The organism is Pseudomonas sp. Z3-6 (genome assembly GCF_051131985.1).
GTDB lineage: Bacteria > Pseudomonadota > Gammaproteobacteria > Pseudomonadales > Pseudomonadaceae > Aquipseudomonas > Aquipseudomonas zanjanensis.
The window spans coordinates 1,795,919-1,808,444 of record NZ_CP071644.1 but is presented as its reverse complement, the minus strand read 5'-3'; the positions used below and the strand labels follow the sequence as shown (position 1 = coordinate 1,808,444).

The window sequence follows — 12,526 nt, the reverse complement described above, 5'->3', positions numbered from 1 at the left end:
CCTATGCTGTCTGACACACCGCCTTCGCGAGCAAGCCCGCTCCCACATTTTATATTTGTGGTGTTCTTAATAATAAGGATCAGGTCATGCGCGCATTGGCTGCATTGAGTCGCTTCGTCGGCAATACCTTCGCTTACTGGGTACTGTTTTTCGCGGTACTGGCTTTCCTGCAACCGCAATGGTTCGTCGGCCTGAAAGTCGCCATCGTGCCGCTACTGGGCCTGGTGATGTTCGGCATGGGCCTGGCATTGAAGCTGGAGGACTTTGCCGAAGTCGCCCGCCATCCGGGACGCGTAGCCCTGGGAGTGGTTGCCCAATTCGTGATCATGCCCGGCACGGCGTGGTTGCTTTGCCAAGTGTTCAGCCTGCCGCCGGAGATCGCCGTCGGCGTCATCCTGGTGGGTTGCTGCCCGAGCGGCACATCGTCCAACGTCATGACCTGGCTGGCTCGCGGTGATTTGGCCTTGGCCGTGGCGATTTCCGCCATCACCACCCTGCTTGCTCCGCTGCTGACCCCTGCGCTGATCTGGCTGCTGGCCTCGGCCTGGTTGCCGGTGTCGTTCTCGGCGCTGTTCTGGTCGATCCTGCAAATCGTGCTGGTGCCGATCGCGCTGGGCATCGTCGCCCAACGCCTGTTGGGTGCCCGGGTTCGTCATGCCATAGACGTGCTGCCGCTGATATCCGTGGTGAGCATCGTGATCATTGTGGCGGCGGTGGTCGCGGCCAGTCAGGCGAAGATCGCCGAATCCGGCCTGCTGATCATGGCCATTGTGATGCTGCACAACAGCTTCGGTTATCTGCTGGGGTACTTCACCGGCCGTTTGTTCGGCTTGCCGTTGGCCCAACGCAAAACCCTTTCATTGGAAGTCGGCATGCAGAACTCCGGCCTCGGCGCGGCGCTGGCGAGCGCGCACTTTTCGCCACTGGCGGCGGTGCCCAGTGCGCTGTTCAGCGTCTGGCACAATATCTCCGGAGCCCTGCTCTCGACGTACTTCCGGCGCATGAGCGAAAAACAGGACCGCGAGCTACTTGACCGTCAAGCGGCAGACTGACCGAGCGACTTGACCAAACAGTCAGCATTGGGCACTCTTGCGCCCAATGCGGGGACGACCCCGCAACGCCAAAGAGTTCACTATCCGGGGACGACCCCACCCATCGATGAGGTGCGTGATGTCCTGGATCATTCTGTTTTTTGCCGGCCTGTTCGAAGTCGGCTGGGCTGTTGGCCTGAAGTACACCGACGGCTTCAGCCGCCCTCTTCCCACCGCACTGACCATCGCCGCCATGGCGATCAGCCTCGGCCTGCTCGGCCTGGCGATGAAGGAACTGCCGCTGGGGACGGCCTATGCGATCTGGACCGGGGTCGGTGCCGTGGGCACGGTGATCGCCGGGATCATTTTGTTTGGTGAGTCGATGGCGCTGGTTCGCCTGGCCAGCGTGGCGTTGATTGTCGCCGGATTGATCGGCCTCAAGGTCAGCGCCTGAGCCCTCCCGGTAGGAGCAAGACCTTCTAGGAACAGTGGAACTTGTAGGAGCAAAACCTGTGGGAACAAAGAGCTGTGGGAGCAAGGCTTGCCCGCGATAGCGATCTCAGGGACGCCATCGCGAGCAAGCTTTGCTCCCACAGCACCTTGCTCCCACAGGTCTTCTCCTTCAGTTTTTCGTTCTAGCGGACCGTGCCACGCAACTCCCCCACCAACGCTTGCAACTTCGCCGGCTCAGCCACTTCCACCGCAACCGCCGAGCCCGCCACCAACGTCACCCGCGACCAGAATCGGCGAAACAGCCCCTTGGCCGGGTCGCGACTGAAGAAACTGCCCCACAAACCCTGCAGCGCCAAGGGAATCACTGGCACCGGGGTTTCCTGGAGGATGCGCGTCAGTCCACTCTTGAACTCATTGATCTCTCCGTCAGCGGTCAGTTTTCCTTCAGGGAAAATGCACACCAGCTCGCCGTCCTTCAAGTATTGGGCAATTCGCTTGAAGGCTTTTTCATAGATATGAATATCTTCCTGGCGCCCGGCAATCGGGATGGTGCCGGCGGTGCGGAAGATGAAATTCAGCACCGGCAGGTTGTAGATCTTGTAGTACATCACGAAGCGAATCGGCCGACGCACCGCGCCGCCAATCAGCAAGGCATCGACGAAGGACACGTGATTGCAGACCAGCAGCGCTGCGCCTTCATCCGGTATCGCCTCCAGGTTGCGATGCTCCACGCGGTACATGGAATGGCTCAGCAGCCAGATCATGAAACGCATGCTGAACTCGGGGACGATCTTGAAGATGTAGGCGTTGACGCCGATGTTGAGCAACGACACCACCAGGAACAGCTGCGGGATCGACAGCTTGGCCAGGCTCAGCAACACGATGGAGACAATCGCCGAGACCACCATGAACAACGCGTTGAGAATATTGTTGGCGGCAATCACCCGCGCCCGCTCGTTCTCCACGGTGCGCGACTGGATCAGCGCATACAGCGGCACGATGTAGAAACCGCCAAAGACGCCCAATCCGAGGATGTCGATCAACACCAGCCAGGCATGGCCGAAACCGAGCACTTCAAGCCAACCGTGGCCCTCGACGCTGGCGGGAATCCCACCGGAATGCCACCACAACAGCAGGCCAAACACGGTCAGACCGAACGAACCGAACGGCACCAGGCCGATCTCGACTTTGCGCCCGGAAAGCTTTTCACACAGCATCGAACCCAACGCGATCCCCACCGAGAACACCGTCAGGATCAGGGTCACCACGGTCTCGTCGCCGTGCATCCACTCCTTGGCATAAGCGGGAATCTGCGTCAGGTAAATCGCCCCGACAAACCAGAACCACGAGTTGCCGACAATCGACCGGGACACCGCCGGGGTTTGCCCCAACCCCAATTTCAGGGTTGCCCAGGATTGGCTGAAGATGTTCCAGTTCAGACGCATTTGCGGCGAGGCCGCCGCCGCGCGCGGAATGCTGCGACTGGCCAGGTAACCGAGCACGGCGATGCCGATGATCGCGCTAGCCACCACCGGGGCGTAATGCGCCGAGGACATCATGATCCCGGCGCCGATGGTGCCGGCCAGGATCGCCAGGAACGTCCCCATCTCCACCAGGCCGTTGCCGCCGACCAACTCATCTTCACGCAAGGCCTGCGGCAAGATCGAATACTTCACCGGACCGAACAACGCCGAATGCGTGCCCATGGCGAACAGCGCCAGCAGCATCAGCCACAAGTGATCGAACAGGAAACCCACCGCGCCCACCGCCATAATGGCGATTTCGCCAAGCTTGATCAGGCGAATCAACGCGTCCTTGGCGAATTTTTCCCCGAACTGCCCCGCTAATGCCGAGAACAGAAAGAATGGCAGGATGAACAGCAGCGCGCAGAGGTTGACCCAGATCGAGCGGTCGCCTTCGATGGTCAATTTGTAGAGGATGGCGAGGATCAGCGACTGCTTGAAAATGTTGTCGTTGAACGCGCCCAAGGACTGCGTGATGAAGAACGGCAGAAAACGCCGCGTGCGAAGCAAGGTGAACTGCGAAGGGTGACTCATCTTCCATGTTCCTGAGTGGCGTGGACGCTTATTGGAATGAAGGTTTTTCGATCCAGGCCACACATTACCTGTCTTTAGCGATTATTTCGCCAGCCCTGCAATGCAGGGCGACACAAACAGCTCACCGTGCCAGGCGCCCAGCACCGTACGCCGCCCAACGATCAGCCACATCACCACCAGCAAGGCCACCAGCACAGCACCGAACACGCCGAAGAAACCCAGGCCCAGCAGCTCGAAAAGCTTCAGCGTCGTCAGCGCGTACACGCCCAGGGGAAAGGTAAAGCCCCACCAGCCTAGGTTGAAGGGAATGCCTTCGCGCAGATAGCGCGCGGTGATCAGCAGCGCCATCAACATCCACCACAACCCCAGGCCCCACAGCGTGATGCCGGCCACCAGGCCCAAGCCGGCGGCGATGTCGCCCACGCTGGGCAGGCCATTGGCGGCAAAAATCAGCGGGGCATCGTTGCCCAGCAGCAACATGCCCAGGGCACCGGTGCCAATCGGGCCGAGGGCCAGCCAGCTCGAGGCGGCCATGTTCTCGTGAGGCAGTTTGTGCAGGGCCATGCGCAACAGCAGAATCGTCAGGATGCTGAACGCCACCGGCAGGGAAAAGGCCCAGAGCACGTAGCTGGTCACCAGCATGACCAGTTGTGCATGAGCGTCGGCCAGATGCGGCGCCAACAGCCCGCCGCTGGCCGCCGCGACTTCGGCGGCCACCACCGGCAACAACCACACGGCGGTCATCTGGTCGATCCGGTGTTCCTGGCGAGTGAACATCAGGAAAGGGATCAGCACGCCACAGGCCAGCGACATGGCCACGTCTATCCACCATAACGCCTCGGCCACCGCCACCACGCTCTGCCCCCAGCGCGGCAGCCCAAAGACCAGACAGCCATTGATGAGGGTCGCCAGCCCCATGGGAATGGTGCCGAAAAACATCGAGACCGTCGAATGGCCGAAAATCCGTCGCGCTTCGTCGAAGAACAGCACCCAACGGGCCGTGTACATGAGGGCGAACACCACGAACAACAGCGTGTTGAACAACCACAACCCTTCGCCCAAGGCGCGCAGGCCCGGCATCTGCGCCGGCCATTGCGCCAGGGCCAGCGCCAGCACACCGGTGCCCATGGTCACGGCGAACCAGTTAGGTGTGAATTGGCGAATGGCTTCCAGCGGCCTGGGCAAATGGCTCAACGGGCGCAAGCGGTTTTTCGCGGCACAGCATGTCATGGCGAACTCCTGTCCTCGGATGAGGTGGAGCCATGCTAGAGCGGGATCGAATATCTATATAACGGGTAATTTCTCTATATGTAATCTGTTTTACAGATAAGTATCAGACGCTGCCCTCGGTTTCGATCACCAGGATTCTCGCTTCGCCCAAAGGCTTGGCGACATGTTCGGTGCCCACCGAGGCGTAGAAAATGTCCCCAACGTCCAGCAGGGTCGCCTTTTCGACACCGTCTTCGCGATAGCACATCCGCACTTGCCCATCGAGCACCACGAAGACTTCCTGACCGTCGTTGATGTGCCATTTGTACGGCTGGTCGGTCCAGTGCAGGCGCGTGGTGATGCCGTTCATGTTGGCGATGTCCAGCGCCGCCCAGGCACGGTCACCGGTGAAGGACTTGCTGCGAATGATTTTCAAGGGGTCCGTCCGTAAGAAGGTTGAGGCGCCAAGACTAACCCACTGCCGGCGGCACCTGCATGCTCGGCTTCAAGGCCGTACGCCATCGCTGACTGGTTTCACCGACTGACGCAGTCGAGCGGCTGATCAATGTGGTGGTGGCGCCGACGGTGTTCCGCATTCTCTTTGCCACCGCGCCGCTGGAGGTTGGGGAGTTGTATCGGCTGGTGGATATTGCGCTGGGTCAGTAAGGTCGCCATCGCGAGCAAGCTCCCACAGTGGACTTGTGGTGTCAGCCATATCTGCGTTCACCACAAAACCCAGTGGGAGCCGAGCTTGCTCGCGATGGCGGCGGTACATCCAGCGTCCCAGTGACAGGTACACCGCCTTCGCGAGCAAGCCCGCTCCCACAGTGGGCTTGCGGTGTCAGCAATATCTGAGTTCACCACAAAACCCTGTGGGAGCGGGCTTGCTCGCGAAGGCGGTGGCACATTCAACATCGATGCAAGCTGACCCAGCGCTTTCGCGAGCAGGCTCAATGTGGTGGTGGCGCCGACGGTGTTCCGCATTCTCTTTGCTAACGCGCCGCTGGAGGTTGGGGAGTTGTATCGGCTGGTGGATATTGCGTTGGGTCAGTAAGGCGCCATCGCGAGCAAGCTCCCACAGTGGACTTGTGGTGTCAGCCATATCTGCGTTCACCACAAAACCCTGTGGGAGCCGAGCTTGCTCGCGATGGCGGTGGTACATCCAGCATCCCAGTGACAGGTACACCGCCTTCGCGAGCAAGCCCGCTCCCACAGTGGACTTGTGGTGTCAGCCATATCTGCGTTCACCACAAAACCCTGTGGGAGCGAGCTTGCTCGCGAAGGCGGTGGCACATTCAACATCGATGCAAGCTGACCCAGCGCTTTCGCGAGCAGGCTCGCTTGTATGGTAGGACTTGAAGGGAGGAGGAGGGACAAGGCTCGATTCTGACTGTTCGCGCAGTACAGACCGTGGAAGATTTCGCCCCTCCTCCTTTCACCCAAGCGCCGATAAAGAATGCTTCGGCCTGGATCGACGATAGAGACAAGCCTGCGCCTCTGGGTGACCCCTTCAAGTGTTCAAACCTTAGCCCGGAGGATTTTCAATGGCAATGCCGGTTTCTGTCACAAAGCCAATCGTGGGCGTGGATGTCGCCAAGAACGAGCTGGTGATCTATCACGCAGAGCTTGATGTGTTGGAAGCGATTCCTAACGACAAGGCGGCCATCAAAAGGTGGTTGAAAGTATTGCCGGGACCCGTCGATGTTGCCATTGAGTCGACCAATATCTATCACTTGGATTTTGCTGATCTGGCCTATGAGGCCGGTTGCACGATCTATATGGTGGGCGGTTATGAACTTCATCATTACCGCAAAGGCGTAAAAATACGCGCCAAAACCGACGCGCTGGATGCCAAGCTGCTGGCTCGTTACCTGAAGAACGAAGGGCATGAGCTTCATCCATGGGCGCCGCCATCTCCGTTGTATCGCCAGCTTCTAAGCCTTTTCCGCCGTCGTGCTGCCTTGGTTCAGGCTCGAGTCGCCCTGGTACAAAGCTGGGCGAACGAGCCACTACTGAAGACAGCTTTCGCCGAGCAAATCGCCGCCATGCAGAGGCTTGAGACATTGATCGAGAAGACGATCAAGGATCATCTGAAAAATGCCGGTTTGCTAGGTCAACTGAACCGTTGCCTGAAAGTCGAGGGCATCGGATTTTTGACCGGAGCTCGTTTGCTTACGGCATTTCAGCGGGGCGACTTCAAGAATGCAGACGCTTTTATCGCTTTCTTGGGAATGGATTTGCGAGTGTCCCAATCAGGACAAAAAGATGACCGGCGAAGCTTGAGCAAACGCGGCGACCCGGAAGTTCGTCGGCTTTTACACAACGCAGCCATGTCGGCCAGCCGTACGTCTGCCTGGAAAGGCTTTTATGAAAAACTAAGAGCTCGGGGCTTCGCTACCACGCAGGCGCTAGTAATACTGGCTCGCAAGCTTGCTCGGATCGTATTCGCTTTGCTGAAAGGACAAAGCGAATACCAACCAAAAGCGGCTTGAGGGCTTCTCCTCAACCATAGAATCTCCCACATGGGTTCTCCAGTGGACATAAGATTTGTATCCACCACAGACCCAATGTGGGAGCGAGCCTGCTCGCGATGAGGCCAGCAAAACCCCTGCATAACCCAAGATTCTCCCCACCTGCGACACCCCACCACGCCTCGACCTTGGTCGACACTGACGAACCCGAGCGGGCATGCGAGACTGTCCTGCCGGGCTCAAGCCCCGGTGTCTTTGTCGGGGAGTTTCCATGTCGTTGTCCAGCGGGCTGATCGCCGTTGTTGCCCTGGCCTATATGGCCATCATGTTCGCCATCGCCTTCTACGGCGACCGGCGCAGCACGCCGCTGCCGCCACGGGTGCGGGCCTGGGTCTACAGCCTGTCGCTGGCGGTCTATTGCACCAGTTGGACGTTCTTTGGCGCCGTGGGCCAGGCCGCCGAACAGCTCTGGTCATTCCTGCCGATCTACCTCGGGCCGATCCTGCTGTTGGTGTTCGCGCCGTGGGTGCTGCAGAAAATGGTGATGATCAGCAAGCAGGAGAACATCACCTCCATCGCCGACTTCATCGCCGCCCGCTACGGCAAATCCCAATCCCTGGCGGTGGTGGTCGCGTTGATCTGCCTGGTCGGCGTGCTGCCGTACATCGCCTTGCAGCTCAAGGGCATCGTGCTCGGGGTGAACCTGTTGATCGGCGCCGGCGCCGATGCCATGGGCACCCGCGCCCAGGACACCGCGCTGATCGTCTCGCTGATCCTGGCGCTGTTCACCATCGTGTTCGGCACCCGCAACCTGGACGCCACCGAACACCACCGCGGCATGGTGTTGGCGATTGCCTTCGAATCCCTGGTCAAGTTGTTCGCCTTCCTGGCGGTCGGTGCGTTCGTCACGTACGGCCTGTATGACGGCTTCGACGACCTGTTCAATCAGGCGATGCTCGCCCCACGCCTGGAGCAATACTGGAAAGAAACCATCAACTGGCCGTCCATGGTGGTGCAGACCGGGGTGGCGATGATGGCGATCATCTGCTTGCCGCGGCAGTTCCACGTGACCGTGGTGGAAAACATCGAGCCCCAGGACTTGCGCCTGGCCAAATGGGTGTTCCCCGCCTACCTGGCCCTGGCCGCGCTGTTCGTGGTGCCCATCGCCCTCGCCGGGCAAATGATGCTGCCCAGCTCGGTGCTGCCGGACTCGTTCGTCATCAGCCTGCCGCTGGCCCAGGCCCACCCGGCCCTGGCCGTGCTGGCGTTCATCGGCGGCGCCTCGGCGGCCACCGGCATGGTGATCGTCGCCAGCGTGGCGCTGTCGACCATGGTTTCCAACGACATGTTGTTGCCGTGGCTGCTGCGCCGCAACGCCGCCGAACGCCCTTTCGAGGTGTTCCGCCAGTGGATGCTCTCGGTGCGCCGGGTGAGCATCGTGGTGATCCTGTTGCTGGCCTACGTCAGTTACCGTCTGCTGGGTTCGACGGCGAGCCTGGCGACCATCGGCCAGATCGCCTTCGCCGCCGTGACCCAACTGGCCCCAGCCATGCTCGGCGCGCTGTACTGGAAACAGGCCAACCGCCGCGGCGTATTCGCCGGCCTCGCCACGGGGATATTCCTGTGGTTCTACACCTTGGTCCTGCCGATCGCCGCCCACAGCCTGGGCTGGTCGCTCAGCACCTTCCCGGGCCTGGCCTGGTTGCACGGCAATCCGCTGAACCTGCCGATTACCCCACTGACCCAAGGGGTGGTCCTGTCCCTGGCCGGCAACTTCACGCTGTTTGCCTGGGTGTCCGTGCTGTCGCGCACACGTGTCTCGGAACACTGGCAGGCCGGACGCTTCATCGGTCAGGAAATCAGCGCCCGCCCCAACCCTCGCTCAATGCTGGCGGTGCACATCGAAGACCTGTTGCAACTGGCCGCGCGTTTCGTCGGTGAAGAACGGGCGCGGCAGAGTTTCATCCGCTTTGCCTACCGCCAAGGCAAAGGCTTCAACCCGAACCAGAACGCCGACAGCGAATGGATCGCCCACACCGAACGCCTGCTGGCCGGTGTACTCGGCGCCTCTTCGACGCGCGCCGTGGTAAAAGCCGCTATTGAAGGTCGGGAAATGCAGCTTGAAGACGTGGTCCGGATCGCGGACGAAGCGTCGGAAGTGCTGCAGTTCAACCGCGCCCTGCTGCAAGGCGCCATCGAAAACATCAGCCAGGGCATCAGCGTGGTCGACCAGTCCCTCAGGCTGGTGGCGTGGAATCGTCGCTACCTGGAACTGTTCAACTACCCGGATGGCTTGATCAGTGTCGGCCGGCCCATTGCCGACATCATCCGCTACAACGCCGAACGTGGCCTCTGTGGGCCGGGCGAGGCGGAAGTCCACGTCGCCAGGCGCCTGCACTGGATGCGCCAGGGCCGCGCCCATACCTCCGAGCGACTGTTCCCCAACGGCCGGGTCATCGAGCTGATCGGCAACCCGATGCCCGGTGGCGGTTTCGTCATGAGCTTCACCGACATCACCGCCTTCCGTGAAGCTGCCCAGGCGTTGACGGAAGCCAACGAAGGGCTGGAGCAGCGGGTGGCCGAACGCACGCGGGAACTGTCCCAACTGAACCTGGCCCTGACCGACGCCAAGAGCACCGCCGAAGCGGCTTATCAGTCCAAGACCCGGTTCCTGGCCGCGGTCAGCCACGACCTGATGCAACCGCTCAACGCCGCGCGCTTGTTCTCCGCCGCGCTGTCCCATCAGCACGACGCGTTGCCGAGCGAGGCCCGGCAACTGGTGCACCACCTGGACAGTTCGCTGCGCTCGGCGGAAGACCTGATCACCGACCTGCTGGATATCTCCCGCCTGGAAAACGGCAAGATCAACCCCGACCGCAAGCCCTTCGCCCTCAACGACCTGTTCGATACCCTCGGTGCAGAGTTCACGGCGCTGGCCCAGGAACAAGGCTTGAAGTTCCGGGTTCGCGGCTCATCCCTGCGCGTGGACAGCGATATCAAGCTGCTGCGACGTATTTTGCAGAACTTCCTGACCAATGCGTTCCGCTACGCCAAGGGGCCGGTGTTGCTGGGCGTGCGCCGGCGCAACGGCGAGTTGTGCCTGGAGGTCTGGGATCGCGGGCCGGGCATCGCCGAGGACAAGCTGCAGGTCATATTCGAAGAGTTCAAGCGCCTGGACAGCCACCAGACTCGCGCCGAAAAAGGCCTGGGGCTGGGCCTGGCCATCGCCGACGGGCTCTGTCGCGTGCTGGGCCATAGCCTGCAGGTGCGCTCCTGGCCTGGGCGTGGCAGCGTATTCAGCGTCAGCGTTCCCTTGGCCCAGACGCAAGCCGTCGCACCGAGCGCCGTGACCGAGCCCAACGGTCATTTGCCAAGCGGCGCGCAGGTGCTGTGCGTCGATAACGAAGACAGCATCCTGATCGGCATGAACAGCCTGCTGACGCGCTGGGGTTGCCAGGTGTGGACGGCGCGCAACCGCGAGGAATGCGAGCGTTGGCTGGCCCAGGGCGGCCGACCGCAACTGGCGCTGGTGGATTTTCATCTGGACGACGGCGAGACCGGTACCGAACTAATGGCCTGGTTGCGCACGCGCATGGGGGAACCGGTGCCAGGGGTGGTGATCAGCGCCGATGGCCGGCCCGAGACGGTGGCCCAGGTGCATGCGGCGGGCCTGGATTACCTGGCCAAGCCGGTGAAGCCGGCGGCGTTGCGGGCGTTGTTGAGTCGGCATTTGCCGTTGTAACTTCGGCAAATGATAGCTCCTGTGGCGAGGGAGCTTGCTCCCGCTTGAGTGCGCAGCACTCACAAAAAGAGGGCCGCTGCGCAGCCCAGCGGGAGCAAGCTCCCTCGCCACAGGGTGCTGTTTTTGCCTTGAGATCTGATTCAGCCCGAGGGCGGCTTCAGCTTTGGGTTCACTTCAGCCCTGGGTTTTCTCGCTGGCTTCTTCCGGCAACTCCGGCAGCCCATCCGCATCGGTCATCGCCCGTTCGAGCAGTTCGCTGGGCAAGCTCTTGCTGGCCCGGGCGCCGAGCAGCTTGAGCTGTTCGCTGCGGCTGATCAGGTTGCCGCGCCCTTCCGTCAGTTTGTTGCGCGCTGCGCTGTAGGCTTTGTCCAACTGCTGCAAGCGACTGCCGATCTCGTCCAGATCCTGGATAAACAAAACGAATTTGTCATACAGCCACCCGGCCCGCTCGGCGATTTCCCGGGCGTTCTGGCTCTGGCGTTCCTGCTTCCACAAGCTGTCGATCACCCGTAGTGTCGCCAGCAGCGTGGTCGGGCTGACGATCACGATGTTGCGGTCGAAGGCTTCCTGGAACAGGTTCGGCTCGGCTTGCAGGGCTGCGGAAAACGCCGCCTCGATCGGCACGAACAACAACACGAAATCCAGGCTGTGCAAACCGTCCAGGCGCTTGTAGTCCTTGCCGGCCAAGCCTTTGACGTGAGTTCGCAACGACAGCACATGTTGCTTGAGGGCGAGTTGGCCGATGGCGTCATCTTCAGCCGCCACGTACTGCTGGTAGGCGGTGAGGCTGACCTTGGAATCGACCACCACTTGCTTGTCGCCCGGCAGGTAAATCAACACGTCCGGCTGGAAACGCTCGCCGTCCGGGCCCTTGAGGCTGACCTGGGTCTGGTACTCGCGGCCCTTCTCCAGGCCGGCATGTTCAAGCACCCGCTCCAGAATCAGTTCGCCCCAGTTGCCCTGGGTTTTCTGGCCCTTGAGCGCGCGGGTGAGGTTGGTGGCCTCGTCGCTCAGGCGCAGGTTCAGTTGTTGCAGGCGCTCCAGTTCCTTGCCCAGGGAGAAACGCTCCCGGGCCTCGGCCTGATAACTTTCTTCAACGCGTTTTTCGAAGGACTGGATGCGCTCTTTCAGCGGATCGAGCAACTGGCCCAGGCGTTGTTGGCTGGTTTCGGCGAAGCGTTGCTCACGCTCATCGAAGATCTTTCCCGCAAGCTCGGCGAACTGTGCCCGCAGCTCATCTCGCGAACCTTGCAGGTCATCCAGGCGTTGCTGATGACTTTCCTGTTGCTCGCGCAGTTCGGCCTGCAACGATGCCGCCTGGGCATCGAGCCGGCGCAGCTCGGCTTCCTTGTTGGCGCGTTCAAGGTTCCAGGCGTGGGCCGCATCCCGGGCATTGTCGCGCTCGATCTGCAGCAAATCGACTTCGCGACAGGCCGCGGCAAGCTCGGCTTGCTTGGCGGCGTTGGCCTGGCTCAGGTCGCTGATCTCGTCGCGGCAGGCATCGAGCTGGGCGTTGAGGCCATCGTGGGCCATATGGGCGGTGGCCAGGCGCTCTTCCAGCAG

At 61.2% G+C, this 12,526-nt stretch carries 8 protein-coding genes and 2 pseudogenes; 6 read left to right on the top strand and 4 right to left on the bottom strand.

From position 1 onward, the window contains the following. Window positions 1–86 precede the first annotated feature (86 nt). Both J3P88_RS08155 and sugE read left to right on the top strand, forming a co-directional pair. A complete protein-coding gene (locus J3P88_RS08155) occupies window positions 87–1,052 on the top strand; it encodes a bile acid:sodium symporter family protein (RefSeq protein ID WP_186709877.1) in 966 nt (321 codons plus the stop codon). Between the two features lie 118 nt (window positions 1,053–1,170). Then, window positions 1,171–1,485 carry a quaternary ammonium compound efflux SMR transporter SugE gene (sugE, locus tag J3P88_RS08150; RefSeq protein WP_003204587.1) on the top strand — a complete coding sequence of 105 codons (315 nt, stop codon included), beginning with the start codon at window positions 1,171–1,173 and terminating at the stop codon, window positions 1,483–1,485. A 181-nt stretch (window positions 1,486–1,666) separates the two neighbouring features. Here sugE and J3P88_RS08145 read toward each other — a convergent pair whose 3' ends face one another. From J3P88_RS08145 to J3P88_RS08135, 3 genes are all read right to left on the bottom strand, one after another. Beyond that, complete coding sequence (locus J3P88_RS08145) at window positions 1,667–3,541, bottom strand: MFS transporter (protein WP_434574633.1); 1,875 nt, start codon at window positions 3,539–3,541, stop codon at window positions 1,667–1,669. A gap of 81 nt (window positions 3,542–3,622) precedes the next feature. After that, window positions 3,623–4,771 (bottom strand): TDT family transporter, encoded by a 1,149-nt coding sequence (locus tag J3P88_RS08140; protein WP_434574632.1) that lies wholly within the window; start codon window positions 4,769–4,771, stop codon window positions 3,623–3,625. 103 nt (window positions 4,772–4,874) lie between these two features. Beyond that, window positions 4,875–5,186: a cupin gene (locus tag J3P88_RS08135; RefSeq protein ID WP_434574631.1), complete on the bottom strand. Its 312-nt coding sequence runs from the start codon at window positions 5,184–5,186 to the stop codon at window positions 4,875–4,877. 101 nt (window positions 5,187–5,287) lie between these two features. On the opposite strand from J3P88_RS08135, the pseudogene J3P88_RS08130 reads away from it, so the two are divergent. From J3P88_RS08130 to J3P88_RS08115, 4 genes and pseudogenes are all read left to right on the top strand, one after another. Continuing rightward, window positions 5,288–5,416: pseudogene (locus J3P88_RS08130) on the top strand (TetR family transcriptional regulator); the annotation flags it as partial. 283 nt (window positions 5,417–5,699) lie between these two features. Continuing rightward, window positions 5,700–5,804 (top strand): annotated as a pseudogene (locus tag J3P88_RS08125) (TetR family transcriptional regulator); the annotation flags it as partial. A gap of 490 nt (window positions 5,805–6,294) precedes the next feature. Continuing rightward, window positions 6,295–7,242: an IS110 family transposase gene (locus J3P88_RS08120; protein ID WP_186710884.1), complete on the top strand. Its 948-nt coding sequence runs from the start codon at window positions 6,295–6,297 to the stop codon at window positions 7,240–7,242. A gap of 250 nt (window positions 7,243–7,492) precedes the next feature. After that, a complete protein-coding gene (locus tag J3P88_RS08115) occupies window positions 7,493–10,963 on the top strand; it encodes a hybrid sensor histidine kinase/response regulator (protein WP_434574630.1) in 3,471 nt (1,156 codons plus the stop codon). Between the two features lie 174 nt (window positions 10,964–11,137). Here J3P88_RS08115 and rmuC read toward each other — a convergent pair whose 3' ends face one another. Further along, on the bottom strand, window positions 11,138–12,526 hold the full coding sequence (rmuC, locus tag J3P88_RS08110) for a DNA recombination protein RmuC (protein WP_186728854.1): 1,389 nt from the start codon (window positions 12,524–12,526) through the stop codon (window positions 11,138–11,140).

Bases quoted from the DNA above. Each gene is read 5' to 3' on its own strand.
- J3P88_RS08155 (WP_186709877.1), top strand. From the start codon at position 87: ATGCGCGCATTGGCTGCATTGAGTCGCTTCGTCGGCAATACCTTCGCT.
- sugE (WP_003204587.1), top strand. From the start codon at position 1,171: ATGTCCTGGATCATTCTGTTTTTTGCCGGCCTGTTCGAAGTCGGCTGG.
- J3P88_RS08145 (WP_434574633.1), bottom strand. From the start codon at position 3,541: ATGAGTCACCCTTCGCAGTTCACCTTGCTTCGCACGCGGCGTTTTCTG.
- J3P88_RS08140 (WP_434574632.1), bottom strand. From the start codon at position 4,771: ATGACATGCTGTGCCGCGAAAAACCGCTTGCGCCCGTTGAGCCATTTG.
- J3P88_RS08120 (WP_186710884.1), top strand. From the start codon at position 6,295: ATGGCAATGCCGGTTTCTGTCACAAAGCCAATCGTGGGCGTGGATGTC.
- J3P88_RS08115 (WP_434574630.1), top strand. From the start codon at position 7,493: ATGTCGTTGTCCAGCGGGCTGATCGCCGTTGTTGCCCTGGCCTATATG.